Here is a 24478-nt window from a genome sequence, read left to right as displayed (position 1 = left end):
GCCATATGGAGCGTGCGGAAAAGATCGGCCTGGGCGTCGCGACGGCAGGACATGTCCTGCTGTTCGGATTGCTGTCGGCCGGATTCCTGGCCACCCCCAATCCGTTGAAGCTGAAGTCGCCGCCGATGGACGTGAGCCTGGTGGACGAGGTGGCGCTGCAATCGACCGCGCCGCAGGTGTCGACCCAGCCGCCGCCGCCCAGCGTCGCGCCGGAGGAAGGGCCGACCGAAGATGCCAAGCCTGCGCCGGAGCCTGCACCGGCCCCGGAGCCGACGCCTGCGCCGCCACCACCCAAGGCGGAGCCGAAGGCGGTGCCCAAGCCGTCGCCGCCAAAGCCGGTCGTGAAGGAAGCCCCGGCCAAGCCCAAGCCTGTGCCGCCGAAGAAAGAGGTGGCCAAGGCCGCGCCGAAACCCAAGGCGGCGCCCGAAAAGCCGACGCCCAAGGCCAAGCCCGCGCCTGAAAAGCCAGAGGCTGCTGCAGCCGTGCCGTCCAAGAGCGACGCCAAGGCGAAGAGCGACGCAAAAGCGAAGGCCGATGCGAAGGCCAAAGCCGACGCGAAAGCAAAGAGTGATGCCAAGGCCAAGAGTGATGCGAAGGCCAAGGCCGATGCCGCTGCGCGTGCGTCCGGCGCAGGCAAGGCGGACAAGCCCAAGGGGTCGCTGCTGGGCAAGGATTTCCTGAAAGGGATCGACACCAAGGACGACGCGCCGCGTAAAGCGGCACCGCCGCCGGCCGCCGCCATGGGGCCGCAGCAAAAGGCCGCGCTGGACACGGAAATCCGTCGCCAGTTGAAGCCGCACTGGCGGCCGCCATCGGGCGCGGACGCGGATCAGCTGGTGACCTTGTTGGAAGTGCGGCTCGACAAGAGCGGCGCGCTGATCGGTGCGCCCGAAGTGATCGATCAGACCGGCGTCACCGCCAGCAACCGCCCCCAGGCGAAGCTGCATGCGGAGCGCGCGATCCAGGCGGTGAAACTCGCCGCCCCCTTTCGGAATTTACCGCCTGAATTTTATGACCAATGGAAATGGCTCCGGCCACTCCGCTTTGACGCGAGGCTGAACCGATGAAGACCAACTTCCTTCGCCGCATCTCTCTGGCGACCGTCGCGCTTGCCGCCATCCTGTCCACGCCCGCCATGGCGCAATTATCGGTCGATGTGACCGGGGAGGTCGACAGCAACGTCAAGGTCGCCGTCCCCACCCTGCCCGCGCAGCAGGATGTGGCGACCCCCGCCGGCACCGCCAGCGAACTGGGCCGCAAGGTGGCCGAGGTGATCGCGTCCGACCTCAAAGGCTCCGGCCTGTTCGATCCGTCGGGACCTGGCGGGATGCCGCCGGTCGCCTTTGCCGAAGTCACCAACCCGGTCTATGACAAATGGAACGCCTATCAGGCGCTGGTCCAGGGGTTCGTGCGCACGACTGGGGGTGAAGCCGACATCACCGTGGGCTGTTACCTTTATGACGTGGCGCTGAAACAGGAGTTGACGCGGCAGGGCTATGTCGTCGCGCCGCGCGACTGGCGGCGGGCCGCGCATAAATGCGCCGACGCCATCTATGCGCGCCTGTCGGGCGAAAGCCCCTTCTTCGACAGCCGCATCGCCTATATCGCCGAAAGTGGTCCCAAGGGTGCACGCGTCAAGCGCCTCGCCATCATGGACTCCGACGGAGCGAACCACCGCTTCATCACCAACGGTCAATCGATGGCGCTGACGCCGCGCTTTTCGCCCGATTACAAGTCGATCCTCTATGTCAGCTATCTGGGCAGCCGGGTGCGCCTCTATATCTACGACATCGGCGCGGGGCAGCAGAAGCTGGTGACCGAAAGCACCAATGCGACCTTCGCGCCGCGCTGGTCGCCCGACGGGCGCAACATCCTGTTTTCCATGGCGGTGGCCGGCAATACCGACATTTACCGCGTGTCGACCAATGGCGGGACGCCGGTGCGGCTGACCAATTCGCCGGGCATCGACGTGGGCGGCAGCTATTCGCCCGATGGCAGCCAGATCGTGTTCGAAAGCGACCGGTCGGGTGGGCAGCAGCTCTATGTCATGAACGCCGACGGCTCCAATCCGCGGCGCATCAGCCATGGCGGCGGCCGTTATGCGACGCCCGAATGGTCGCCGCGCGGCGACCTGATCGCCTTCACCAAATTGTCGGGCGACTTCAAGGTCGCCGTGATGACGCCCAGCGGCGACAATGAGCGCATATTGACCAATGGCTGGCAGGACGAGCAGCCGACTTGGTCGCCCAATGGCCGCGTGCTGCAATTTTTCCGCACGACGCCGGGCAAGCAGGGCAGCAGCCAGGTGTGGCAGGTCGACCTGACCGGGGTGAATGAACGGCGGATTCCGACGCCGCTGAGCGGCTCCGATCCGGCCTGGGGACCGTTGCTGCCCTAAGCTTAGGTTCAGGCACCTTCGCCCATTGGGGAACCTAGTCGTCTTGACAGCGTAACGAACATCACGGACCCTGATGACTGTCTTAGCGGGCAGCATAGAATATACCTAAGGAGATCCCCATGAAACTGTCCCGGACTCTGTTGATGGCGACCGCCATCATCGCGCTGGCCGCCTGTTCGAAGAAGCCGCCGGCTGAGCTGCCCCCTGCCCCTGGCGGCACCGGCGGCACGACTGCACCCAGCGGCCCGGTGGGTTCCGGCGCTCCGGTCAAAGGCAGCCAGGAGGATTTCGTCGCGTCGGTATCGTCCGACCGCATCTTCTTTGGCCTCGACCAATATGATGTCGATGCGGAAGATCAGGCGACGTTGCAGAGCCAGGCCGCCTGGTTGCAGCAGAACCCGTCGGTGCGCGTGACGGTGGAGGGCCATGCCGACGAACGCGGCACCCGCGACTATAATATCGCGCTGGGCGAACGCCGCGCCAATGCGGCGAAAAACTATCTCGCCTCGCTGGGCATCGCGCCGGGCCGCATCACCACCGTCAGCTATGGCAAGGAACGGCCAGCGGCGCTGGGATCGGACGAGGCAAGCTGGGCGCAGAACCGCCGCGCGGTGACCGTCACCATCCAATATTGATCCGCCTGCCCTGTAGATGCCTGAAAAGCCCGCCGGTCGCATATGACCGGCGGGCTTTTCAGGCCTTGGAACCCCATGATTTTCCTTGGCCGTAAAAGCGGCTAGGGAAGAGGGGATGCAGAAAAGCGACCCCAAGAAAAAACCGCCCACGATCAAGGAAGTCGCCGCCTGCGCGGGCGTGTCGGTCATGACCGCGTCGCGCGCGGTCAACGGCAAAGCGTTGGTCAGCGCCAAGGCGCGGCGGGCGGTCGAACTGGCGGTCAAGGAGCTGGGCTATATCCCCAATGCGTCGGCCCGCGCGTTGGCCGGGAGCGCCGACCGGCGCGTCGCGTTGCTGCACAGCAACTCCACCACGTCGGCCTATCTGGGCGAACTGCTGCTGGGGGCGCTGGGCGAAGCGCCGCAGCGGCACCTGCATCTCGTGGTCGAGCAATGCGCGCCCGGCGCCTTTGCCGAGGAAATCGTCGAACAGGTGGCCCATGCCAATGTCGCCGGCGTGATCCTGCCGCCGCCGCTGTGCGATTGGCCGGAACTGATCGCCGGGCTGAGTGCGCGCGACATCGCCATCGTCGCGATCGCGCCGGACCAGGATGGGCCGGACATGCTGGTGGTGGGCACCGACGATCGCCATGCCGCCTATGACCTGACCCGGCACCTGATCGAACTGGGGCATCGGCGGATCGGCTTCATCGAAGGCAATGTGCGCCACCGGTCGAGCGCGCGGCGCTTGCAGGGGTTTCGCGATGCGCTGCTCCATCATGGGCTGGACCATGACGACCAGTTGATCGTGCCGGGCGACTATAGCTATCGGTCGGGGCTGGACGCGGCCGAGCGGCTGATGAGCCTGGAGCCGCGGCCGACCGCGATCTTCGCCTGCAACGACGATATGGCCGCCGCGGCGATCACGGTCGCGCACCAGCGACGCATCAACGTGCCGGCTGAGATCAGCATCTGCGGCTTTGACGATACGCCACTGGCGAGCGCGATCTGGCCGGCGCTGACCACCATCCGCCAGCCGATCCGCGACATGAGCCGCGAAGCGATCGGCCTGCTGGCGATGCGTTTCCGCAGCCAGGACGAGGGCGCTGAGGGAATTATCGGCAAGGTGAAGCTGGATTATCAGCTGATCCGTCGCCAGTCGGATGCGGTGCCCGCCCGGCATTGACGCCGGGCCGGGCCGTCACACGGCCAGGCGGTTGCCATAGCCGATGATCAGGGTGGCGAAGATCAGCAGGCCAACCCCGGTCCATACCATGCGGCGGACGGCGGGGCGGCGTCCTTCCACTCTCTGAAGGCGAAGCCCCAGCAGGTGCCGAAGATGATGATCGACGCCATGTGCAGCGTCCAGCTTGAGAAGCCGAAGCGACCCATCTGGCTTTCGCCCATGGTGTAGAAGAAGAACTGGAAATACTAGGCCGTGCCCGCCAGCGCGCAGAGCAGGAAATTGGGGAGAAATTTGGGCGCTGGCCGCTGCCCTTTTTGAAATCAAATTCGGCGACGGCGGCGGCCTTTTGCTCGGTGGACAATGCCGCATCCTTGCGTGCGCCGGCCATCGCAACGACGATGATGCCCAGCACCGTGACGGCCAGGCCCAACAGGACGATCCGGCCATGGAGCGTTCCGGCGATCTCCGTCATGAAGCTGCCATCGACGATCGGCGGGATCAGTGTGCCGAAGACGGTGCACAGGCCCAGCACCACCGCCATGCCGAGCGAGAGGCCGAGATAGCGCATGGTGAGGCCGTATGTCAGGCCGCCAAAGCCCCAGAGAAAGCCGAAGAACACGCACCAGCCGACGACCGAGGAGGGCACCTGTCGCATCACACTCATCAGGTCGTTGGTCTGGATCGCGGCGAAGAACCAGGGCGCGATTACCCAGGAGAAGATGCCGCCGGTGAGCCAGAATATCTCCCAGTTCCAGCGCTTCACCCCGCGATAGGGGACGTAGAAGCGGAGGCCAGGCCGCCAAGCCAATGGAACAGCACGCCGAGCAGAGGATTTGCGATCATAGGTCCAGTCCCAGGCGATAGAGGCGGTTGGCGTTGCCAGCGAAGAGCGCGCGGCGGTCGGTTTCGGGATAGTCCGCCACGATGGCGTGATAGGCCTCCATGGTGCGGTCGATAGGGGCGAATAGCGTGTCGGTCGGCGTGTCGCTGGCGAAGGCGCAGCGGTCGGTGCCGAACAGGTCGATCGTTTCGCGCATCAGCGGTTCGATCGATTCGCGGGTCCAGTCGCGGCAGATGAAGCCCACGCCCGACAACTTCACCGCGACATGAGGCAGCGCGGCGAGCGCCTTCATGCCTGCGCGCCAATCATCTAGGCCATCGGGGTCGGTCAGCACCGGCATCCCCATATGGTTGATGATGACGGGAATGTCCGGATGGCGTGCGATCAGCGGGGCGAGGCCCGGCATCTGCCCCGGATAGCATTGCAGGTCGAAGGACAGACCGTGCTTGGCCAGCAGGGCATAGCCCGCCTGCCATTGGGGATCGACGGTAAGGTCGACCGGGCCATAGGTGCGCTTGGGATCGCGGTGCCAGTTGACGATATGGCGGATGCCCTTGACGCGGGGGTCCGCGGCTTGCGCGGCGAGCAGGGCATCGACATCGGGATCATGCAGGGCAGCGAAGGCGACGAAGCCGGTGGGAAGCCCTTCGATCTGCGCCATCCCGTCGAGCCACTGGGTTTCGCGCAGGGCGCTGGCGGCCGCCGCGCCGGCATCGACATGGACGGTGCCCACGACATTCCACCGGGCCAGGTCGGCGCGATAGTCGGCGACGCCATAGTCATGCGCGATCAATTCGACGCTGCCGTTCGGCCCTTCGTCGGAGAAGGGCGCGCTCAGCCAGTCGTATCGGATATGCTGCAAGTCCCATAAATGGATATGGGCGTCGACAAAGGGGATCATGGCTATCCTCTCCAAGGCATTGTGATCAGGCAAGTCGTCCGGTTCAACCAACCCCCGTTCGCCCGGAGCGAAGTCGAAGCCTTCGCTGCGCTCAGGCGGGGGATTCGACTTCGCTTAGCCCGAACGGGGTAGGACAGATTGCGGCGCGCCGGCTCTTGATGGCCAGTCGCGCCGCGCAACTTTGCATTTTAGAAGGTGGTGCGGCCGCCCGACATGTCGAAGGTCGATGCGGTGGTGAAGCTGCATTCCTCACTGGCCATGAAACAGACCATGGCGGCCGATTCCTCGATCAAGCCCAGGCGACCCATGGGGATTTTCGAGCGCATATAATCGACCTGGCTCTGGGGAAGTTGCGCCAGGATCGGGCTTTCAAAGGTCGCGGGGGTCAGTGCGTTTGCGATGACACCCTTGCCCGCCAGTTCCTTGCCGAGCGGCTTGGTGAAACCGATCACGCCCGCCTTGCTGGCCGAATAGGCGCTGGCGTTGGGATTGCCTTCTTTACCCGCGACGGACGCCAGGTTGACGATCCGGCCATAGCCATTGTCGAGGAGCAAGGGCGCAACCTCCCGGTTGCAGTAGAAGAGGCCGTTCAAATTGATGTCGATCACCCGCTGAAAACTGTCGACCGGATAGTCCCAGACGGTCGCGGTCGCGCCGGTGATGCCGGCTGAGCAGATGAGGATATCGACCTTGCCCAGCACGGCGGCGGTGTCCTTCGCGGCGGCGACGACGGCGGCGTAATCGGACACGTCCAGCGCAACCATATGAGCCGCGCCGATCTCAGCGCTGGTGGCCGCGAGCGCTTCGGGATTGAGATCCTATAGCGCTACCTGGCCGCCTTCCGCGACGATGCGGGCGGCGACCTGCTTGCCCAGGCCAGAGGCGCCGCCGGTGACAATCGCGTTGCGACCTGCGAAACGGCCGGCATAGACGCTCATCCGAGCACCACGTCGCCCAGGTGACGCCATTCCGACACCTGCTGTGTCTGCGTGCCCAGCTTGGCGATGCCCAGTTCCATGACGTCGCCGGCCTTTAGGTAAATGGCGTCGGGCTTCTTGCCCTCACCCACGCCCGGCGGGGTGCCGGTGATCATCAGGTCGCCCGGATAGAGGGTGATATATTCGCTGACATAGGCAATCAGCTGGGCGACGGTGAAGATCATCGTCTTCGTGTTGCCGGTCTGCATCCGCTCGCCATTGAGGTCGAGATACATGTCCAGATCCTGCGGGTCGCCGACCTCGTCCGGGGTCACCAGCCAGGGGCCGACCGGGCAGAACGTGTCATGGCCCTTGCCCTTGCTCCACTGGCTGCCGCGCTGCTTCTGGTTGAAGCGTTCCGACACATCGTTGACCAGGGTATAGCCAGCGACCTTGGACAGCGCTTCGTCTTCGCTGACGAAGCGGCAGGTTTCGCCAATCACCACGCCCAGTTCGACTTCCCAGTCGCCATGAGTGGCGTTTTTGGGCAGCATGACTTCGTCGTTCGGGCCGTTGAGCGACGACAGCGCCTTCATGAACATCATCGGTTCGGTCGGGATCGGCAGGTTCGATTCGATCGCATGATCCTCATAATTGAGGCCGATGGCGACGATCTTGCCGATGCCCTTGACCGGCACGCCATAGCGCGGCGCGCCTTCCACGATCGGGAGCGAGGCGATGTCGGCGGCCTGGGCGGCGGCCAGCGTTGCGATAGTCAGTTCGGGGACGACGCTCGACAGGTCGCGAATCTGGCCATCAGCATCGATGACACCGGGCTTTTCCTGGCCAGGCTGGCCGTAACGAACGAATTTCATGGGACGTTTCTCTCTTCTGACGATCAATGGGTATAAGGGCGGTGCATGGCGATGTCGGGATTGAGGTCAACGCCAAAGCCGGGCTTGTCGAGCGCGGTCACCTTCATGCGGCCATTTTCCGGCACCGGTTCGCCGAGAAGCTGCGGATGGAACATCGGCACCACTTCGGTCGGCTCCGGATGCATCATCAGAAATTCGGCGAAGGGCGAATTGTGGCGGGTGATGACGAAATGGTAGCTGTAGACGGACGAGCCATGCGGCACGACCATCTTGCCATGAGCGTCGGCCAGCGCACTGATTTTGAGCAGTTCGGTCACGCCCCCGCACCAGCCGACATCGGGCTGGATGATGTCGCAGCAATCCATTTCCAGCAACATGCGAAAGCCCCATCGGGTCGCCTCATGCTCGCCGGTGGTGACCAGCATACCCTTGGGCACGTTGCGCTTGAGCTGCTGATAGCCCCAATAATCGTCGGGGCTGATCGCCTCCTCGATCCATTTCAGGCCAAGGTCATGGGCGGCGATGGCGAGGCGGGTGGCATAATCGACGTCCAGCGCCATCCAGCAGTCCCACATCAGCCAGAAATCGTCGCCGACCTTGGACCGCATATCCGCCAGTTCGGCGATGTTCTTTGTCAGGCCCTCAACACCCTCCGCCGGGCCGTGGTGCAGCGCCATCTTGCCGCCGATGAAGCCGAATTCCTTGGCCTTGTCGGGCCGCGCGCCGGTGGCGTAGAATAGCAGTTCGTCGCGCACCGCGCCGCCGAGCAGATGATAGACCGGTTCCTGCCGCAGCTTGCCCAGCAAATCCCATAACGCCAGGTCGACGCCGGAAATCGCGTTCACGACCAACCCTTTGCGGCCATAATATTGGGTCGAGAAATACATCTGGTCCCAGATTTTCTCATAATCCGTGGGCGAGCGGCCTTCGAGGAAGCGGGCGAGATGCTTTTCCACGATATAGGCGGCCGGTTCGCCGCCCGTTGTGACGGCGAAACCGACAGTTCCGTCCTCCGCCTCGATCTCCACGACCAGCGTGCCCAGCACGTTGATGCCGAAGCTCTGGCGCGACTGGCGATATTCTGGTTAGCGCGACATGGGCGTCGCGATGTGATCGTCGATCCAGTGGCCTTCGCCCTGGTCATGATAGTCTGCCCCGCCACCGCGCACGGTGAAGGCCCGGACATGTTTGATCTTCGGCAAGTCACGATCGGCACGCACACACTCCCTGAACCTACCAATGCCCAATATGTGGGACGGATCGGCAGAAACTTCCAATATGTGAGCAAAACATCCATAAGGGCTGGCTATTGGAGGAGGTGGCGTGACTGGCACAATCACGTCCTGCCTCTCCTTCACCCTTGTTTTTCTCATTTTGTGGGATAGAATTTTATTGGATGAGACAGAAAACGTCAAACTCAGAATCGGATGCATCTGAAAATTTGGGGCGGGAGGAGAAGAAGGCGGGCGGGTCGCAGACTTTGCAGCGCGGACTGGACCTGCTCGACCAGGTGATCGCCGGCCCGATCAAGCTGGCCGACCTGTCGGAACGGATGGGCCTCACCCGCTCGACCACCCACCGCCTCGCCAACGCCATGGTGGAGCGCGGCTTCCTGACTTTCCTGCCGCGCGAGGGCTATCAGTTGGGGCCAAAGCTGCTCCAGTTGGGCTTCCTCGCCCAATCGCAGGCCGACCTGGTGCAGATCGCCCGGCCGCATCTGGAGGCGCTGGCCGCCGCCAGCGAAGATGTCGTGCATCTCGGCCGGCTCGACGGCGACCAGGCGCTCTATCTCGACAAGATTCCCGGCCGCCGCCGGGTGGAGATCAGCAGCCGGATCGGCGATCGGCATCCCTTGACCTCGACAGGGCTTGGCAAGGCGCTGCTGATGGATGATCCGGAGGGCAATTGGCGTCGGCTGTTCGACGCGGACCAGGCGGCGGGCACCCATCCAATCGCCTATGAAAGCTGGCTTGAACGGATGCGCGACTATGCGGTCACCGGCCGGGCGTTCGATCTGGAAGAAAATGAAGACCAGATACGCTGCGTCGCCGCGCCGATCCGCGACGCATCTGGCGCGATCGTCGCCGCCATCAGCCTGTCGAGCGCCGCCCAATATATGGATGACGGTCGCATGGCGGCGCTGAGCGACGATGTTCGCGCCGCCGCGCACAAGGTCAGCGCCGACCTGGGCTGGGCCCCCGGCGTCAAATCCCCCCGCCGCCCGGTGCGGCGATAATCATCGAAGGAAAATCCGCCCCATGAAGTTGCTTGAAGGCAATACCGTCCTTGTCACCGGCGCATCGACCGGCATCGGCCGCGCCGCCGCCATCGGCGCGGCGCAGCATGGCGCGGATGTCGCGATCAACTACGCCAACAGCGACAGGTCGGCCGCAAGCTGCGTGGCGGAGATCGAGGCGCTGGGCCAGCGCGCCATAACGGTGAAGGGCGATGTCGCCGACCCGCAGACCGCGCAGGATTTCGTGGCCAGGGCGGTCGAAGCGTTCGGCAAGGTCGACGTCAAGGTGAGCAATGCGGGGATCTGCCCCTTCCACGCCTTTCTGGACATGCCGGCCGATGTGGTCGAGCGCACCTTCAAGGTGAACCTGCATGGTGCCTATTTCATGGTGCAGGGCGCCGCGCAGCAGATGGTGAAACAAGGCCATGGCGGATCGATCGTCGCCGTCTCCTCCATTTCGGCGCTGGTCGGCGGCGAGTATCAGACGCATTACACGCTTACGAAAGCAGGGGTCCATTCGCTGATGCAGTCTACCGCGATCGCGCTGGGCAAACATGGCATACGCTGCAACAGCGTGCTGCCCGGCACGATCCTGACCGAGATCAACAAGGATGATCTGGCCGATGTCGAAAAGCGCGAATATATGGAAAAGCGCGTGCCGCTGGGGCGTCTCGGCGCGTCGGAAGATCTGGCCGGGCCGATCGTCTTCCTGGCGTCGGACATGGCCGCCTATGTCACCGGCGCGGCGCTGCGGGTCGATGGCGGCATGTATGTGAATCTGCAATAATGCCCCGAAATGTCGCCCTATTCGTCACCTGCCTGGTCGACATGATGCGTCCCCGCATCGGCTTTGCCGCAATCCGCGCGCTGGAGGCGGCCGGGTGCGACGTGGTCGTACCGGAAGGGCAGACCTGTTGCGGCCAGCCCGCGCTCAACAGCGGCGACCGGGATCATGCCGCCGCACTGGCGAAGCAGACGATCGTGGCGCTGGAGCCTTATGAGGCGGTGGTGGTGCCGTCCGGCTCCTGTGCGGGGACGATCCGCTGCCATTATCCCGAAATATTCGCGCATGACCCCGAATGGTTGCCGCGGGCACAGGCGGTGGCGAGGAAGACGTGGGAGGTCATGGCCTATCTCGATGAGATATGCGGCTGGCGGCCGGAAGGCGTGTCGATGGACGCCATGGCCACCTATCATGACAGCTGTTCGGGCCTGCGCGAACTGGGGATCAAGGCGCAGCCGCGTCGGTTACTGAAGGCTATCGACGGCTTGCGTATCGCGCCTTTGCAGGGCGAAGAGACATGTTGTGGCTTTGGCGGCACCTTCTGCGTCAAATATCCCGCCATTTCCAACGCCATCGTTGGCGAGAAGGCGTACGCGATAGATGCGACCGGAGCCGACCTGCTGCTGGCGGGCGACCTGGGCTGCCTGATGAACATGGCGGGCAAGCTGCATCGCCAGGGGAGCAAGATACGCGCCTTTCATGCGATCGAACTGATCGCCGGCATGGGCGATGGGCCGGCGATCGGGGAAGAGGCATGAGCGCTTTCACTGACCGCGCCGACGCGGCGCTGGCCGACCCGATCCTGAAGATCGCGGTCGAGCGCACCGCGGGGACAGCAGAGGCCAAGCGGACCATCGCCATCGACGCCTTCCCCGATTTCGAGGCCGCCCGCACCCGCGCCGCCGCGATCAAGGATCATGTGATCGCGCATCTCGGCCCTTATCTGGAGCAGTTCGAAGCCAATGCCGTCGCGGCAGGGGCAAAGGTGCATTGGGCCAGTACGGCCGACGAAGCCTGCAAGATCGTCATCGACATCTGCCAAGCAGCGGGCGCAAAGAGCGTCGCGCGGTCAAAGTCGATGCTGGGCGAGGAGATCGGCCTGCCCCATGCGCTTGCCGAAGCCGGGATCGGCCGGGTCGAGACGGACCTGGCCGAGCATATTATCCAGCTGGCCGACGAACGCCCGTCGCACATCATCTGGCCCGCCATGCACAAGACGCGCGAGCAGGTGTCGGCGCTGTTCAAGGCGAAACATCGCTCACCCCATGTGGAAGAGACGATCGCCGCCATGGCGCAAAGCGCGCGGCGGGAACTGCGCACGCAGATGCTGAGCGCGGATGTCGGCATTTCGGGCGCGAATTTCCTGATCGCGGATAGCGGCGCGGTCTGCACCGTCACCAATGAAGGCAATGCCGAATTGTCTCTGGTGCCGCCGCGCGTCCATATCGTGACGGCGGGGATCGAGAAGATCGTGCCGTCGATGCCGCACGCCATCCATATGCTGCGGATGCTGGCGCGATCGGCCACCGGCGCGGCGCTGACCCAATATACGACCTTCTATACCGGGCCGAAACGCGCTGGCGATCGCGACGGGCCGGAGGAAATGCATATCGTGCTGGTCGATAATGGCCGCACGAAGATGCGCGACGAGGGGCTGGCCGAGATGCTGCGCTGCATCCGTTGCGGCGCGTGCATGAACCATTGCGTCGTGTTCCGTCAGATCGGCGGCCATGCCTATGGCGGCACTTATCCAGGGCCGATGGGCGCGGTGTTGACGCCGGTGCTCGACGGGCTGGCACCCAATCGCGACCTGATCCACGCCTGCACCCTCAACGGCAAGTGCCAGGAGGTGTGCCCGGTGCGCATCCCGCTGCCCACGTTGCTCAAGGGCTGGCGCGAGAAAAGCTGGCGCGAGGGGCTGGAGCCGACGTCGATGCGCGCGGGGCTGGGCCTGTGGGCCTGGGTCGCGACGCGGCCGCGTCTCTATCGGCTGGGCACCACCATCGCCGTGCGGGTTCTGCGGCTTTTAGGGACGAAAGGCTGGATCGCGAAACTGCCGCTGGCGGGCGGCTGGACCCGCCATCGCGACATGCCCAAGCCCGCAGCGCAGACCTTCATGGCGCAATATAAGAAGGCGCGCCGACCATGAGCGCGCGCGACGCCATCCTCGCCCGGTTGAAGGGACCGTCGCCCGACCAGGCGGAAGCCGACGCGCTGTTGGTCGCGCCGGAGCGTCCGGCGGTGGACGAGGCGGCGCTGGAAGCCGAATTTCTCGCCCGGCTCGCTTTGCCGAGCGTCAATGCCAGCCATGACGTGATCGGGTCCATGGCGGACCTGCCTGCCGCCGTCGCCCGCTATCTTGCGGGGCAGGGTGAAGCGCGCACGCTCTGCCTGCCCCCCGATCCGCGCCTGACGGCCTGCGACTGGGGCGGCTTCACCCTGCACGACATCGCCGCGCCCGACGAAGCGGCCGCCCTCGCTATCGCGCGCAGGGGGATCGCGGAAACCGGGTCGCTGATCTTCGAAACCAGCCCGGCCGCCCCGATGCTACCCAATTTCCTGGCGCTGCATCATATCGTGCTGCTGGCCGTCCGCGACATCGCGCCCTATCTGGAGGATGCCCCGCTGACCGGCCCGCAACCCCGCGCCCATTATTGGGTCACCGGCGTGTCGGGCACCACCGATATCGAAGGCACCTATGTCCGCGGCGCGCATGGTCCGCGATTCCTGCACGTCATCCTCTTGCGGAATTGACCACATGTCGGATCATCATGCCGCAGGAGGATGGCCTGTCTTGAAGCGGCGGCGGCGATAAAAGGTACAATCCTTGCCAGGGAATCTCGATGCTGCCGGAAAATTTCCTTACAAGTTGGACAGAATGCCAATTACTGGTGAAAATCCATTAGGTGATTTCTAGAATTGGTGAAAAAACCGGCGTTTCCCTGCCATTTTTGGAAATTGGCACGCCCCCTGCAATGTCGTTGGCATGATCCAGCAAGGATCGCCAACCACATGTTCAGGGAAGGACAATCCTCATGAAGACCATCGCTTTCACCGCCGCTATCGTCGTCGCCGCCATTGCCGTTTCGGCCGCCAGCACCCCCGCCTTCGCCCAGTCGCAGGGCAGCTTCGGCAAGGCCAAGGTGACCTATGACCAGAAGAACGACCGCTATTGCTTCCGCGAAACGCTGAGCGGATCGCTGGCTCCCACGATTCGCTGCCGCTCGAAGGCGCAATGGGCGCAGGCCGGCCTGACCATCACCCGCAAGGCATCGGTGCAGCTGGCCCAGCGCTGATGCACCACTTGTCCTGTCCCCGGCGTCATGGCGCGCAAGCGCGCGTCACGTCGGGGGGCAGGATATCGCGCAGCCGCTTACGCACCACTTCGGCCCAGATGCGATAGCCACGCGCATTCATATGCACCCCATCGGGCTGATAATTGTCGCCCATTGCGCCACCGACGAAAAGTGGGGTTGTGATATCGGCATAATGGGCCGCGCGCATGTGGAGCAGGAATTGCTGCGCCGCAGCGTTGAATATCCTTTGTTCGCCCAAAAACCCCAAGCGCCCCGGACTGGGTTTCGCCGACAGCAGCAATACGGGGACATCGGGCAAGAGCCGGTCGCGCAGATCGAACAGGCTGGCGAGTTGGCGCATCACCGTGCGTACCGGCACATCATTGGCGATGTCATTTTCGCCGACGTAGAGAATCAGCGCGCGTGGGCGCCCCTCCTTGGCCTTGATATTGGTGAAGCGCGGCAGGATATCGGTCAACATGGCGCCATTGATGCCGCGATTTTCCACCGCCCAAGGCGTCATGTCCCGATCAAGGCTGGTCCAGCGATGGATCGACGAACTGCCCACGAACCATAGCGTGCAATTGCCAGCGACGGACATGCTGTCGGGAAGGCTGGCCGTGGATTCGCGATAGCGCCCATAAAGCCGCCATCCCACGATGATCATGGCGAAGACGAGCAGCGCCATGAGCAGCTTGGCGAGAGGCGAGGAATCGATGCTTTGCAATAGAACGACCTTCAGATGGCGAGCATGATGGCGGTTTTTCGGGACGAAAACATCCGCAATGATCCCGTACAATATCCGTTCACCACATATTTTAAAGCGTTTGCAAGCACACAGGATGCAGAATCGCGCGGGGCCGGGGGTTTATCAGCGTGGGCAAAAATCCGTCGATCGACCTTCTCAAGGGGGTCTTGATCCTTTTGGTGATGGCCGGGCATGCCATGGAGCTTGCCCATCAGCAACATCCGGTGCTGTGGATCGGCGCAGGGTTCCGCATGCCGTTGATGATCGGCATATCGGGCTATCTGCTGAACGTCACCCGCACCCGCACCGAACAGACTGGCGTTCTGCTGGGCCGCTATGGCGAACGTATGTTGCTGCCCTGGCTGGTCGCGTTGATCATCTATCTGCTGGTGAGCGGCTGGCCCGTGTCGTGGACCGCCCCGCTGGACCTGGTGCTACGTCCGCCCTTCCATCTCTGGTATGTGCCGGTCCTCTTCTTCCTGATCCTGATGACCCGCCTCCTTCCCTTGCCGCCGCTGTTGCTGCTGGCGATCGGTGCGCCGATCAGCTTGGCGACCATGTATGGCTTTGGCCTGGATCATGGGCCGGTCGGGATCAGCCTGCTGTCGCCCGACAGCCGTTTCTTGCGCTTTCCGGTCTATTTCTTCTTTGGCATGCTGATGGCGGAAAAGGGGTTGCCGACCCGCTATCTGGGCGTCGCGTTGCTGATCATGGCATTGGGCCTGACCTGGTGGGCGGGCCTGCAGGGCAGCGGAAACGGGCTGGCCTATGTTCCGGCGCGGCTGATGATGTGCCTGGGCCTGATAGCGCTGCTGCCCAGATTGTCGGCACTGCGCCTGTCCTTCGCCCCGCTCAATCGCGTCGGCCGGGACAGCCTGTTCTTCTACCTCTGGCACCCGCTGGTGATGGGGGCGGCGCTGGCAAGCGGCGCGAGCGCGACGGCGACGCTGGCGCTCTCGATCCTGATCCTGCTGCTCGTCAGCCGCATGCTCGCGCCCGGCGCGCTGATCCGCCGCTTGCTTGGCAGCGCGCCGTCGCCGCGACCGGTCGGCGTTGCGCCGGGCGCGGCACCACAGCCGGCCTGATGGAATCAGGGCGGGCTGCCCATTTCAGATGAGGTCAGAGCTTGCCATATTTCGCTTCGAAGCCGGCAATATCGCCGGCGGCGAGATATTTCGCCTGGTCGACCCAATGGTCGCGCACCGGGCGGCCTTTGAAATTACCGAGCTTCGCGTCGATCGCGGCGATGTCCACATCACCCCAGGCGGCGATCTGGGCATAGCGGGTGACGCCGAGTTCGATTAGCAAACTCTTGAGTTTGGGACCGACGCCCTTGAGGCGCAGCAGGTCGTCATCCTCATCCGCGATCGCCGCAATGGCCGGCGAGGCGGGGATCGGCTCGCGCGCGGGGGCGGGTTCCGGCATGGGTTCCGGCGCGGGCATCGGTTCGATGGGCACGACCGGGGCGACGGGTTCGACGGGCGCGATCGGCTCCACCGGCGCAACAGGCTCCACCACGACCGGCGCCACAGCAACTGGCGCCGCGATGATCGGATCGACAAATGGGGTAGGTGCCGTGGGCGTCGGCACCGAGGGTGGCGCGGCGACCGGAACGGACGGTTCGACCGGTTCTTCCGCCTTGCGCTTGCCCGACAGCAGGAAGACCAGCGCGATGACGACCAGCAATGCGACTAGCAGCCACAGTCCATAGTCCATGAAGAATTCCTGCATCGCGCTCCGTCTCCCCTGCCAAATCCTGACGCTATTTAAGGACGCTTTGCCACCCGCCGCAAGAGCATGGCCTATTGCGCTTCGCGCGCGACTTCTCGCCAGCCGATGTCACGACGGCAGAAGCCGGTCGGGAAATCGAGCGCGTCCACCGCAGCATAAGCCGCAGCCTGCGCCGCGCCGACCGTATCCGCAGTTGCCGTGACGTTGAGGACGCGCCCGCCATTGGCGACCAGCGCGCCATTTTTTTCGGCGGTGCCGGCATGGAAAATCTTCGCCCCGCCCTGCTCCGCGGCCACGATCCCACCGATCGCGCCGCCCTTGTCGGGCGTGCCGGGATAGCCGTTGGCCGCAATGACGATCGTGAGCGCGGTGCGATCCGCCAGTTGGACCGGCCCCTGATCGGCCAGCGTCCCTTGCGCCACGGCGAGCAGCAGGTCGATAAGATCGCCGTCGAAACGGGTCATCAGCACCTGACATTCGGGGTCGCCGAAGCGGGCATTATATTCGATCAGCTTGGGGCCGTCCGCCGTCAGCATCAGCCCGGCATAGAGGACGCCCGAATACGGCATGGCTTCGGCCGCCATCGTCTCGACGGTCGGGCGGATGATGGTTTCCATCACCTGAGCCTCCAGTTCCGACGTCAGCACGCGGGCCGGGCTGTAGGCACCCATGCCGCCGGTATTGGGGCCGGTATCGCCGTCGCCGACGCGCTTATGGTCCTGGGCCGAGCCGAAGGGCAGGATCGCGACGCCATCGGTGAGCGCAAAGAAGCTGGCTTCTTCGCCGGTCATAAATTCTTCCAGCACCACTTCTTCGCCCGCTGCGCCAAACGCGCCGGAGAACATGGTGTCGAGCGCGTCGATCGCCTCGTCGCGCGTTTCCGCGATGATGACGCCCTTGCCCGCGGCCAGCCCGTCGGCCTTGATGACCACCGGCAAAGTGAAATCGTCCAGCGCGGCGACCGCGCCGTCCTTGCTCGTGACGCGGACATAGGCGGCGGTAGGGATGTTCGCGCGCTGGCACAGATCCTTGGTAAAGCCCTTCGACCCTTCCAGTTGCGCGGCCTTCTTGTTGGGACCAAATACCGGCACGCCCATAGTGCGCAGATTGTCGGCCAGGCCATCGACCAGCGGCGCTTCCGGCCCGATCACCACCAGACCGATCGAATGGCGGGTGCAGAAATCGAGGACGGTGCGATGATCCGTCGCGTCGAGGTCGACCAAAGTGGCATGCTCGGCTATGCCCGGATTGCCCGGCGCGGCGTAGAGCGTATCGAGCCGGGGCGATTGCGCCAGCTTCCACGCCAGCGCATGTTCGCGGCCGCCGCCGCCAAGCAAAAGGATGTTCATGTCGCCCATGTCCCCGGATTTCGATGCCTATGACAGTTCGGGCCGCCTGTTAGCGGAGGAACGCGCAGGGGACAACGCACCGCCGCTCAGCGTCAGCGAATTGTCGGGGATGCTCAAGCGCACGGTCGAGGACCGGTTCGGCCATGTCCGCCTGCGCGGCGAGATTTCCGGTTTCAAGCGAGCGGCGTCGGGGCACCTCTATCTGGCGCTGAAGGATGAGAGCGCCGTGCTGGACGGGGTGATGTGGAAGGGTGGCGCGCAGCGGCTGGCCTTTTCGCCGCAGGATGGCGTCGAGGTGATCGCGACAGGCAAGCTGACCACTTATCCGGGGCGGTCGAAATATCAGATCGTGATCGAGCGGATGGAGTTGGCGGGCGAAGGCGCGCTGATGGCGCTGCTGGAGAAGCTGAAGGCGAAACTGGCGGGCGAAGGGCTGTTTGCGGTCGAACGCAAGAAGCCCCTGCCCTTCCTGCCGCGCACCATCGGCGTCGTGACGTCGCCGACCGGGGCGGTGATCCGCGACATATTGCATCGGCTGGCCGATCGTTGCCCGACCAATGTGCTGGTCTGGCCGGTGCTGGTGCAGGGGCAGGGCGCGGCCGAGCAGGTGGCGCGCGCCGTGCGGGGCTTTTCGGCGATGGACGGCAGCGGGCCGGTGCCGCGCCCGGATTTGGTGATCGTCGCGCGCGGCGGCGGGTCGATCGAGGATCTGTGGAGCTTCAACGAGGAGATCGTGGTGCGGGCGGTGGCCGACTGCACCATCCCGATCATATCGGCGGTGGGGCATGAAACGGATACGACGCTGTGCGACTATGCCGCCGACCGGCGCGCGCCCACGCCCACCGCTGCCGCCGAAATGGCGGTGCCGGTGCGGGCAGAATTGCTGGCGGGATTGACCGAGATGGGCCTGCGCGCCGGGCGCGCGGTCCGGCGCGGTGCGGCGCAGGCAAGAGAAAGGCTGGAGATGCAGGCGCGGCTGATGCCGACGCCCGACATGCTGCTCAGCCCCCAGCGGCAGCGGCTGGATGACGCCAGCGCGCGGCTCAATCGCGGTTTGAGCCACCGGCTCGTGGTGGCGCGCGCGCACTTGAACGAAGCAGGCGGCGCGTTGCGACCCGCCCTGCTGCGTCAGCATGTCCAGCGTGCGGGCGAACGGCTCGACCGGCTGAAGCTGCGCCCCGACTATCTGCAACGCGCCTTGTCCGATCGCGCCATCGCCTTCGACCGGGTATCGCGCCATTTCGCCTCGCTCGATCCCGATCGGCCGCTGCAAAAAGGCTATGCGCGGGTGATGGCGCAGGGGCGGCTGGTGCAATCGGTGGCGGCGGCGCAGGCGGCGGGCCGGGTGACACTGCATTTCAAGGATGGCACGGTAGACGCCGCCATTGGCGATGCGCCCCCGCTTGAGAAGCGCCCGCCGGACGCTATATCTTCGTCATCGCGGCCGGTGCGCAAGACGCGCGAGGCGGACGACACGCCGCAGCAGGATCTGTTTTCCTGAAGCGGCGAAGAAAGGCCTGACCCATGTTGATGTCCAACCGCGACCGGATCGCCCGGCTCCATTATATGCCCTATAGTTTCCGCGTGTTGCAGGCAGGCGACCATGTCCTGTGCGCTGTGACCGGGCGGAAGATCGCGCTGGAGGATCTGCGCTATTGGAGCATCGCGCGGCAGGAACCCTATGCCAACGCCGAGGCGTCGGTGCAGGCGGAATTGAAGGCGCTTGGGCCGCGATGAGGCGGATCGGCCTAACGCTGCTGCTGGCCTGCGCCGGCGCGGCGGTCGCGCAGCCCGGCGCTCGTCCCCTGGAGACGCGGACCGATTTTCAGCTGACCGGCGCAGCGACGCAGGGTGGCACACTGGTCGGCACGGCGCCCGCCGGGACGGTGGCGCTCAAGCTGGACGCGCAACTCGTGCCAGTGGACGCCGACGGGCGTTTCCTGATCGCGTTCGACCGCGATGCCGCGCCGACCGCGCGCCTGGTTGCCCGGTTGCCCAGTGCGCGCACGATCGAACGCACGCTGACCGTCGCCCCCCGCGCCTGGCGGATCGAGCGGATCGACGCGCCCATGCGGCCGACCAAGAGCACCGAAGCCTTTCTGGCGCTGCGCAAGCCGGAACTGGAGGCGATCGCCGCTGCCCGCGAGACGGTGACGGACGCGCAAGGGTGGCGGCAGCGCTTCATCTGGCCGCGGATCGGGCGGATATCGGGGCTGTTCGGGTCGCAGCGCGTCTATCAGGGGACGCCCGGCGCCTATCATGGCGGCGTCGATGTGGCGGGTGCGACCGGCGTGCCGGTGGTGGCGCCGGCCGATGGCGTGGTGATCCTGGCCGCCGCGGACAAGTCCTTCACGCTGGAGGGGCATTTGCTGATGATCGACCATGGCCATGGCCTCAACAGCGCCTTCCTGCATCTGTCGCGAATCGACGTGAAGGTTGGCGACCCTGTGGCACAAGGGCAACGCATCGGCGCGGTCGGCGCAACCGGGCGCGCGACGGGGCCGCATCTCCATTGGGGGATGAAATGGAATGAGGCGCGGATCGACCCGATGCTGGTCGCCGGGCCTATGCCGAACGGGCTGTAAGGGTCAGCTCACCCGCTTCATTCGCACGGCCCGGCCGCCCTCCACCTTACCCATGAAGCTGCCCATGGCGGCCCGCTTCAACTCGATCTTCTGGCCCGGCTTGGGATCGCGCGCGGTCATCGCCTCGGTCGTCATCCATTGGGCGCCGTCCTCCAGGCCGATCTGCCACTTGCCATAGCCCAGGCTGCGGACCGACGCGATCGTGGCGTCGATATGGGTGACGCCTTCTGCCTGCGGCTTGTCGCCGGCCTCATCGTCACCACCGCCCAGGAAAGGCAGTTTGGGGAAGGAGAAGCCGAACAGCGTCTTGCGCGTTTTGTTGAGTTCGCTCTTGTCGAGCACCACCACCTCGTCACGCTGGGCGGCCGCGTCCATCGCGCCGACCTGCTGGTCGAAACAGGCCAGGCGCGCGGCATTATCCGTTAGGGTGCGGCATTGGAGCAGGTTGGTGAAGATTTCCGGCCGGGGCTGCTGCTTGGGCGCGGCCTGCGCCTGACCGATGACGAGCGGCCCGGCCAGAAGGCATAGGGATAGCACCAGAATCCCGTCGCGCTTGCCATTCATATCCGCTCTTCCTTGTCCGAACCGTCTGATGCCCATTAGCATGCACCCGTAAAAGATGTCGTCAATATGACAGTCCCGCCAGATCCGCGCACCGGACAGCGCCACAATCGGTAGGTTGCACTGCACCATGATGCATGATTGCTACATCCTGTTGTAACTTCGCGTAATTATCTTGCAATACAGGCGTAAAACAGAGCGTGTGGATGCTTGTTGCATTTATGATACAGCCGCCTCCAAAAGCGGTCATCGCCCTTTTCCACCGCTTTACAGCGCCCTGAACCCCGCGCAGTTTCGCGGCCATCCATATGGGGGGATCGCTGTCGGGCACCATATCCCTCTGTACGGGCCACATCTGTGGCAGGCTATCTGCCAAACTCCAGAGCAAGGGACTGGACCGTGAAAACATTTTCGAAGAGGGCACTATTGCGTGCCAGCGCCGCACCGGCGATTCTGGGCGCGTCGCTGATCGCGACGGCTGCGTTCGCACAGGACGCACCGCAGGCGGCGGAAGCCGAAGCGGGTGACACCATCATCGTCACCGGATCGCTGATCAAGAATCCGAACCTGGCGCAGTCGAACCCTGTGCTGACGACGACCGCAGACCAGATCGAACTGAAGCAGAACAACACCGCAGAAGATATTCTGCGTGAAATTCCGGGCATCGTCCCCAGCATCGGTTCGGCCGTCAACAACGGCAATGGCGGCGCTTCGTTCGTCAACCTGCGCGGCCTGGGTTCCAACCGCAACCTCGTCCTGCTCGACGGCGACCGTATGGTCCCCGCCGAACTGAACGGCCGTTTCGACCTTAACAACGTCCCCGTCGCTCTGGTCGAGCGCGTCGACGTGCTGACCGGCGGCGCATCGACCACCTATGGTGCGGACGCGATTTCGGGCGTCGTCAACTTCGTGACCAAGTCCGACTTCTCGGGCCTGGAAGCGAATTTCTCGAACCAGATCACCGATGAAGGCGACGGCAACTACGTCCGCGCCGACGTGACCATGGGTGCCAATTTCGACGACGGCCGCGGCAACGTGGTGTTCGCGATCGGCTACCAGCAGTCGGACCCGGTCTATCAGGGCGGCCGCGACTTCTCGGTCGACAATATCGATTCCTACAGCGGCGCAATCGGCGGTTCGGGCACGGCGACCCCGTCGCGCTTCTCGCTGGGCGCGCTCGGCACCCGCCAGGTCACCGCAGACGGCACCGCCTTCCGCCCGACCAGCGCGTTCGACGCCTTCAACTTCAACCCGTACAACATCTTCCAGACGCCGTTCGAACGGTTCAACATGTTCGGTTCGGCCAAATATGAGATCAGCGACGCGGTCGAAGTCTACAGCCGTGGCATCTTCTCGAAGAACACGGTCAACACGATCATCGCGCCGTCGGGCTCTTTCGGCCTCAGCGTCCAGGTTCCGGTCAGCAATCCCTATCTGACCGCCGCCCAGCGCACCGCTTTCTGCGCCAACAACGACTTCAATGCAGGCCTCGCCGGCATCCAGTCGCTGACCGTTGCCCAGTGCAGCGCGGCCGCCGCCGCCACCAGCACGTCGGACCCGAACTATCGCCAGTTCACCACGACCTTCTCGCGTCGTGCGACCGAATTGGGGCCGCGCGTTTCGGAATTCACCACCACCTTCTTCGACTATAAGCTCGGCGCGCGTGGCGGCATCACCGATTCGATCAGCTGGGATGTTTCGGGCGCCTATGGCGAATCGGAAAATATCCAGACCCAGACGGGTTACTGGCTGAACAGCCGCGTCCGCCAGGCTCTGCTGGCGACCAGCACCGATGCCTGCCTGACCGACACCAATGGCTGCGTCCCGCTCAACGCCTTTGGCGCGGACGGTTCGATCACCGACTCGATGAACAGCTATCTGACGGCCAACAGCCAGATCGCGACCAAGACCTCGCTGGCACAGGTCAAGGGCTTGATCAGCGGCGACTTCGGCTTGACCGCTCCCTGGGCGGGCGACGCCGTCGGCTTCGCCATCGGTGGCGAATATCGCAAGTACCAGGCCTCGCAGGAATCCGATTTGCTGTCGCAGTCGGGTGATCTGGGCGGCGCCGGCGGCGCTGCGCCGAACATTGCAGGCGGCTATGACGTCTATGAAGCCTATGGCGAACTCGTTGTGCCGCTGGTGCAGGACAAGCCATTCTTCCAGGACCTGACCGTCCAGGGTGGCGCACGCTATTCCAAGTACAGCATCGATGCTGCCGGTTCGCCGGGCTACGAAACCTGGACCTGGAATGTCGGCGGCAGCTGGACCCCGGTGGATGCGATCAAGATCCGCGGTAACTATGCACGCGCCGTGCGTGCGCCCAACATCGCCGAACTGTTCGCGCCCAACAATACCGGCCTGACCAACCTGTCGATCGATCCGTGCGCCGGATCGGCACCGCTGACCAACGCCAATCTGGCCGCAGTCTGCACCGCGCAGGGCGGCGGCGATTATCTGGGCCTGATCGAGAATGATCCGGCCGGCCAGATCAACGCCACGTCGGGCGGCAACCTGTCGGTTGGTCCAGAAAAGTCGAACAGCTGGAAGATCGGTGCTGTGTTCCAGCCCGACTTCATCCCCGGCTTCTCGGCGACCGTCGATTATTACAACATCAAGGTCACCGGGGCGATCACCACGCCGACCCCTGGCGACGCGATCAGCGCCTGCTTCGACAATCTGTCGGCCGCCAGCGCCAGCGATCCGGCTTGCACGATCATCCGCCGCAACCCTGCGTCGGGTAACCTGTTCGGCGAATCGACCACCACGGGGGGCCTGTTCCTGGGCCTGTCGAACCTTGGCACGCTCAAGACCGACGGCGTCGACCTCACGCTCAACTATGATCGTGACATCGGCTTCGCCAAGCTGTCGCTCAGCCTGAACGGCAACTGGACGGGCAGCTCGAAGTTCCAGGCGTCGCCATCGTCGCTGAACCGCGAATGCACCGGCTTCTACTCGGTCAACTGCGCCTCCATTCAGCCCGAATGGCAGTTCTCGCAGCGCAGCACGCTGGCATTCAAGGACTTCGACGTGTCGCTGCTGTGGCGCTACATCGACGGCGTAAGCTATGAGCCCGCCGCCTATGACGACGATCTGGCCGCTGCGGTTGGCGCAGGCTGCACCGATCCAGAAGGTGCTGATCCAGACGGCTGCATGATCGACCCGGAATTCCGCAAGATTCCGGCCGAACATTATTTCGACCTGACCGGCCGGTTCCACATCACGGACAACCTGACGTTGACCCTGACGATGCAGAACGCGCTGAACAACAAGCCCAAGGTTGTGGGTTCGACCATCGGTTCGACCTCCTACAACAGCGGCAACGTCTATCCGTCGACCTACGACGCGCTGGGCCGCCGCTATGCCGCTTCGGTGAAGTTCCGCTTCTGATCCTTTCGATCAGGCATGAAAAAGGAGGGGCCGGTGGCGACACCGGCCCCTTTCTTTATGCCAGAG

General features: G+C 64.4%; 21 protein-coding genes and 3 pseudogenes. 15 read left to right on the top strand and 9 right to left on the bottom strand.

Annotated features, from left to right (window positions below):
- Positions 1-5 precede the first annotated feature (5 nt).
- From tolA to HHL08_RS09895, 4 genes are all read left to right on the top strand, one after another.
- Positions 6-1067, top strand: a complete 1062-nt coding sequence (gene tolA / locus HHL08_RS09910) for a cell envelope integrity protein TolA (RefSeq protein ID WP_169572748.1) — start codon at positions 6-8, stop codon at positions 1065-1067.
- Entirely contained in the window at positions 1064-2398 is a 1335-nt protein-coding gene (tolB, locus tag HHL08_RS09905; protein WP_169572747.1) for a Tol-Pal system beta propeller repeat protein TolB, read from the top strand. The genes tolA and tolB overlap by 4 nt, the downstream gene beginning before the upstream one ends.
- 119 nt (positions 2399-2517) lie before the next feature.
- Positions 2518-3033 (top strand): peptidoglycan-associated lipoprotein Pal, encoded by a 516-nt coding sequence (pal, locus tag HHL08_RS09900; protein ID WP_169572746.1) that lies wholly within the window; start codon positions 2518-2520, stop codon positions 3031-3033.
- A gap of 115 nt (positions 3034-3148) precedes the next feature.
- Positions 3149-4198 (top strand): LacI family DNA-binding transcriptional regulator, encoded by a 1050-nt coding sequence (locus HHL08_RS09895; protein ID WP_169572745.1) that lies wholly within the window; start codon positions 3149-3151, stop codon positions 4196-4198.
- 15 nt (positions 4199-4213) lie between these two features.
- Here the strand turns inward: HHL08_RS09895 and HHL08_RS09890 are convergent.
- The 5 genes and pseudogenes from HHL08_RS09890 to rhmD form a co-directional block, all read right to left on the bottom strand.
- Positions 4214-5041 (bottom strand): annotated as a pseudogene (locus HHL08_RS09890) (L-rhamnose/proton symporter RhaT).
- Positions 5038-5940 (bottom strand): amidohydrolase family protein, encoded by a 903-nt coding sequence (locus HHL08_RS09885; RefSeq protein WP_169572744.1) that lies wholly within the window; start codon positions 5938-5940, stop codon positions 5038-5040. The pseudogene HHL08_RS09890 and the gene HHL08_RS09885 overlap by 4 nt, the downstream one beginning before the upstream one ends.
- 188 nt (positions 5941-6128) lie before the next feature.
- A pseudogene (locus tag HHL08_RS09880) lies at positions 6129-6878 on the bottom strand (SDR family NAD(P)-dependent oxidoreductase).
- Positions 6875-7732, bottom strand: coding sequence for a fumarylacetoacetate hydrolase family protein (locus tag HHL08_RS09875; protein ID WP_169572743.1), 858 nt, complete (start codon positions 7730-7732; stop codon positions 6875-6877). The pseudogene HHL08_RS09880 and the gene HHL08_RS09875 overlap by 4 nt, the downstream one beginning before the upstream one ends.
- A gap of 23 nt (positions 7733-7755) precedes the next feature.
- Positions 7756-8934 (bottom strand): annotated as a pseudogene (gene rhmD / locus HHL08_RS09870) (L-rhamnonate dehydratase).
- 194 nt (positions 8935-9128) lie between these two features.
- Here rhmD and HHL08_RS09865 point away from each other — a divergent pair.
- From HHL08_RS09865 to HHL08_RS09840, 6 genes are all read left to right on the top strand, one after another.
- A complete protein-coding gene (locus HHL08_RS09865) occupies positions 9129-9968 on the top strand; it encodes an IclR family transcriptional regulator (protein ID WP_169572742.1) in 840 nt (279 codons plus the stop codon).
- Positions 9969-9990: 22 nt separating this feature from the next.
- A complete protein-coding gene (locus HHL08_RS09860; RefSeq protein WP_169572740.1) occupies positions 9991-10755 on the top strand; it encodes an SDR family NAD(P)-dependent oxidoreductase in 765 nt (254 codons plus the stop codon).
- Positions 10755-11510, top strand: a complete 756-nt coding sequence (locus HHL08_RS09855; protein WP_206377812.1) for a (Fe-S)-binding protein — start codon at positions 10755-10757, stop codon at positions 11508-11510. Before HHL08_RS09860 ends, HHL08_RS09855 begins: the two co-directional genes overlap by 1 nt.
- The gene (locus HHL08_RS09850; protein ID WP_169572738.1) at positions 11507-12901 is read left to right on the top strand and encodes a lactate utilization protein B; all 1395 of its coding nucleotides are present in this window, start codon (positions 11507-11509) and stop codon (positions 12899-12901) included. The genes HHL08_RS09855 and HHL08_RS09850 overlap by 4 nt, the downstream gene beginning before the upstream one ends.
- Positions 12898-13506 (top strand): LutC/YkgG family protein, encoded by a 609-nt coding sequence (locus HHL08_RS09845; protein ID WP_169572736.1) that lies wholly within the window; start codon positions 12898-12900, stop codon positions 13504-13506. The genes HHL08_RS09850 and HHL08_RS09845 overlap by 4 nt, the downstream gene beginning before the upstream one ends.
- 281 nt (positions 13507-13787) lie before the next feature.
- Positions 13788-14048, top strand: a complete 261-nt coding sequence (locus tag HHL08_RS09840; protein ID WP_169572734.1) for a hypothetical protein — start codon at positions 13788-13790, stop codon at positions 14046-14048.
- 25 nt (positions 14049-14073) lie between these two features.
- Here the strand turns inward: HHL08_RS09840 and HHL08_RS09835 are convergent, their stop codons facing one another.
- Positions 14074-14736 carry a GDSL-type esterase/lipase family protein gene (locus HHL08_RS09835; RefSeq protein WP_169572732.1) on the bottom strand — a complete coding sequence of 221 codons (663 nt, stop codon included), beginning with the start codon at positions 14734-14736 and terminating at the stop codon, positions 14074-14076.
- Between the two features lie 188 nt (positions 14737-14924).
- Here HHL08_RS09835 and HHL08_RS09830 point away from each other — a divergent pair, with 188 nt between their 5' ends.
- Complete coding sequence (locus HHL08_RS09830) at positions 14925-15881, top strand: acyltransferase family protein (RefSeq protein ID WP_169572730.1); 957 nt, start codon at positions 14925-14927, stop codon at positions 15879-15881.
- A 34-nt stretch (positions 15882-15915) separates the two neighbouring features.
- Here HHL08_RS09830 and HHL08_RS09825 read toward each other — a convergent pair whose 3' ends face one another.
- Both HHL08_RS09825 and purD read right to left on the bottom strand, forming a co-directional pair.
- Positions 15916-16527: a hypothetical protein gene (locus tag HHL08_RS09825; protein ID WP_169572728.1), complete on the bottom strand. Its 612-nt coding sequence runs from the start codon at positions 16525-16527 to the stop codon at positions 15916-15918.
- 71 nt (positions 16528-16598) lie between these two features.
- Positions 16599-17876 carry a phosphoribosylamine--glycine ligase gene (gene purD, locus HHL08_RS09820; RefSeq protein ID WP_169572726.1) on the bottom strand — a complete coding sequence of 426 codons (1278 nt, stop codon included), beginning with the start codon at positions 17874-17876 and terminating at the stop codon, positions 16599-16601.
- A gap of 7 nt (positions 17877-17883) precedes the next feature.
- Here purD and xseA point away from each other — a divergent pair, with 7 nt between their 5' ends.
- The 3 genes from xseA to HHL08_RS09805 are packed head-to-tail and all read left to right on the top strand — an operon-like array spanning position 17884 to position 20461.
- Positions 17884-19377 carry an exodeoxyribonuclease VII large subunit gene (xseA, locus tag HHL08_RS09815; protein ID WP_169573196.1) on the top strand — a complete coding sequence of 498 codons (1494 nt, stop codon included), beginning with the start codon at positions 17884-17886 and terminating at the stop codon, positions 19375-19377.
- A gap of 23 nt (positions 19378-19400) precedes the next feature.
- Positions 19401-19613: a DUF2093 domain-containing protein gene (locus HHL08_RS09810; RefSeq protein WP_169572724.1), complete on the top strand. Its 213-nt coding sequence runs from the start codon at positions 19401-19403 to the stop codon at positions 19611-19613.
- A complete protein-coding gene (locus HHL08_RS09805; protein WP_169572722.1) occupies positions 19610-20461 on the top strand; it encodes a M23 family metallopeptidase in 852 nt (283 codons plus the stop codon). The genes HHL08_RS09810 and HHL08_RS09805 overlap by 4 nt, the downstream gene beginning before the upstream one ends.
- A gap of 3 nt (positions 20462-20464) precedes the next feature.
- On the opposite strand, the gene HHL08_RS09800 is transcribed toward HHL08_RS09805, so the two are convergent.
- Positions 20465-21025, bottom strand: coding sequence for a hypothetical protein (locus HHL08_RS09800; RefSeq protein ID WP_169572712.1), 561 nt, complete (start codon positions 21023-21025; stop codon positions 20465-20467).
- Positions 21026-21421: 396 nt separating this feature from the next.
- On the opposite strand from HHL08_RS09800, the gene HHL08_RS09795 reads away from it, so the two are divergent.
- Positions 21422-24412 (top strand): TonB-dependent receptor domain-containing protein, encoded by a 2991-nt coding sequence (locus HHL08_RS09795; protein ID WP_169572710.1) that lies wholly within the window; start codon positions 21422-21424, stop codon positions 24410-24412.
- Positions 24413-24478: the final 66 nt, after the last annotated feature.

It is taken from the genome of Sphingobium psychrophilum, assembly GCF_012927105.1.
GTDB lineage: Bacteria > Pseudomonadota > Alphaproteobacteria > Sphingomonadales > Sphingomonadaceae > Sphingobium > Sphingobium psychrophilum.
Note: the sequence above shows the minus strand (reverse complement) of the source record. Positions and strands in the feature narration are given on the sequence as shown.

Excerpts from the sequence above, each read along its gene's own strand:
- tolA (WP_169572748.1), top strand. The coding sequence starts at position 6 with ATGGAGCGTGCGGAAAAGATCGGCCTGGGCGTCGCGACGGCAGGACAT.
- tolB (WP_169572747.1), top strand. The coding sequence starts at position 1,064 with ATGAAGACCAACTTCCTTCGCCGCATCTCTCTGGCGACCGTCGCGCTT.
- pal (WP_169572746.1), top strand. The coding sequence starts at position 2,518 with ATGAAACTGTCCCGGACTCTGTTGATGGCGACCGCCATCATCGCGCTG.
- HHL08_RS09895 (WP_169572745.1), top strand. The coding sequence starts at position 3,149 with ATGCAGAAAAGCGACCCCAAGAAAAAACCGCCCACGATCAAGGAAGTC.
- HHL08_RS09885 (WP_169572744.1), bottom strand. The coding sequence starts at position 5,940 with ATGATCCCCTTTGTCGACGCCCATATCCATTTATGGGACTTGCAGCAT.
- HHL08_RS09875 (WP_169572743.1), bottom strand. The coding sequence starts at position 7,732 with ATGAAATTCGTTCGTTACGGCCAGCCTGGCCAGGAAAAGCCCGGTGTC.
- HHL08_RS09865 (WP_169572742.1), top strand. The coding sequence starts at position 9,129 with ATGAGACAGAAAACGTCAAACTCAGAATCGGATGCATCTGAAAATTTG.
- HHL08_RS09860 (WP_169572740.1), top strand. The coding sequence starts at position 9,991 with ATGAAGTTGCTTGAAGGCAATACCGTCCTTGTCACCGGCGCATCGACC.
- HHL08_RS09855 (WP_206377812.1), top strand. The coding sequence starts at position 10,755 with ATGCCCCGAAATGTCGCCCTATTCGTCACCTGCCTGGTCGACATGATG.
- HHL08_RS09850 (WP_169572738.1), top strand. The coding sequence starts at position 11,507 with ATGAGCGCTTTCACTGACCGCGCCGACGCGGCGCTGGCCGACCCGATC.
- HHL08_RS09845 (WP_169572736.1), top strand. The coding sequence starts at position 12,898 with ATGAGCGCGCGCGACGCCATCCTCGCCCGGTTGAAGGGACCGTCGCCC.
- HHL08_RS09840 (WP_169572734.1), top strand. The coding sequence starts at position 13,788 with ATGAAGACCATCGCTTTCACCGCCGCTATCGTCGTCGCCGCCATTGCC.
- HHL08_RS09835 (WP_169572732.1), bottom strand. The coding sequence starts at position 14,736 with ATGGCGCTGCTCGTCTTCGCCATGATCATCGTGGGATGGCGGCTTTAT.
- HHL08_RS09825 (WP_169572728.1), bottom strand. The coding sequence starts at position 16,527 with ATGCAGGAATTCTTCATGGACTATGGACTGTGGCTGCTAGTCGCATTG.
- purD (WP_169572726.1), bottom strand. The coding sequence starts at position 17,876 with ATGAACATCCTTTTGCTTGGCGGCGGCGGCCGCGAACATGCGCTGGCG.
- xseA (WP_169573196.1), top strand. The coding sequence starts at position 17,884 with ATGTCCCCGGATTTCGATGCCTATGACAGTTCGGGCCGCCTGTTAGCG.
- HHL08_RS09810 (WP_169572724.1), top strand. The coding sequence starts at position 19,401 with ATGTTGATGTCCAACCGCGACCGGATCGCCCGGCTCCATTATATGCCC.
- HHL08_RS09805 (WP_169572722.1), top strand. The coding sequence starts at position 19,610 with ATGAGGCGGATCGGCCTAACGCTGCTGCTGGCCTGCGCCGGCGCGGCG.
- HHL08_RS09800 (WP_169572712.1), bottom strand. The coding sequence starts at position 21,025 with ATGAATGGCAAGCGCGACGGGATTCTGGTGCTATCCCTATGCCTTCTG.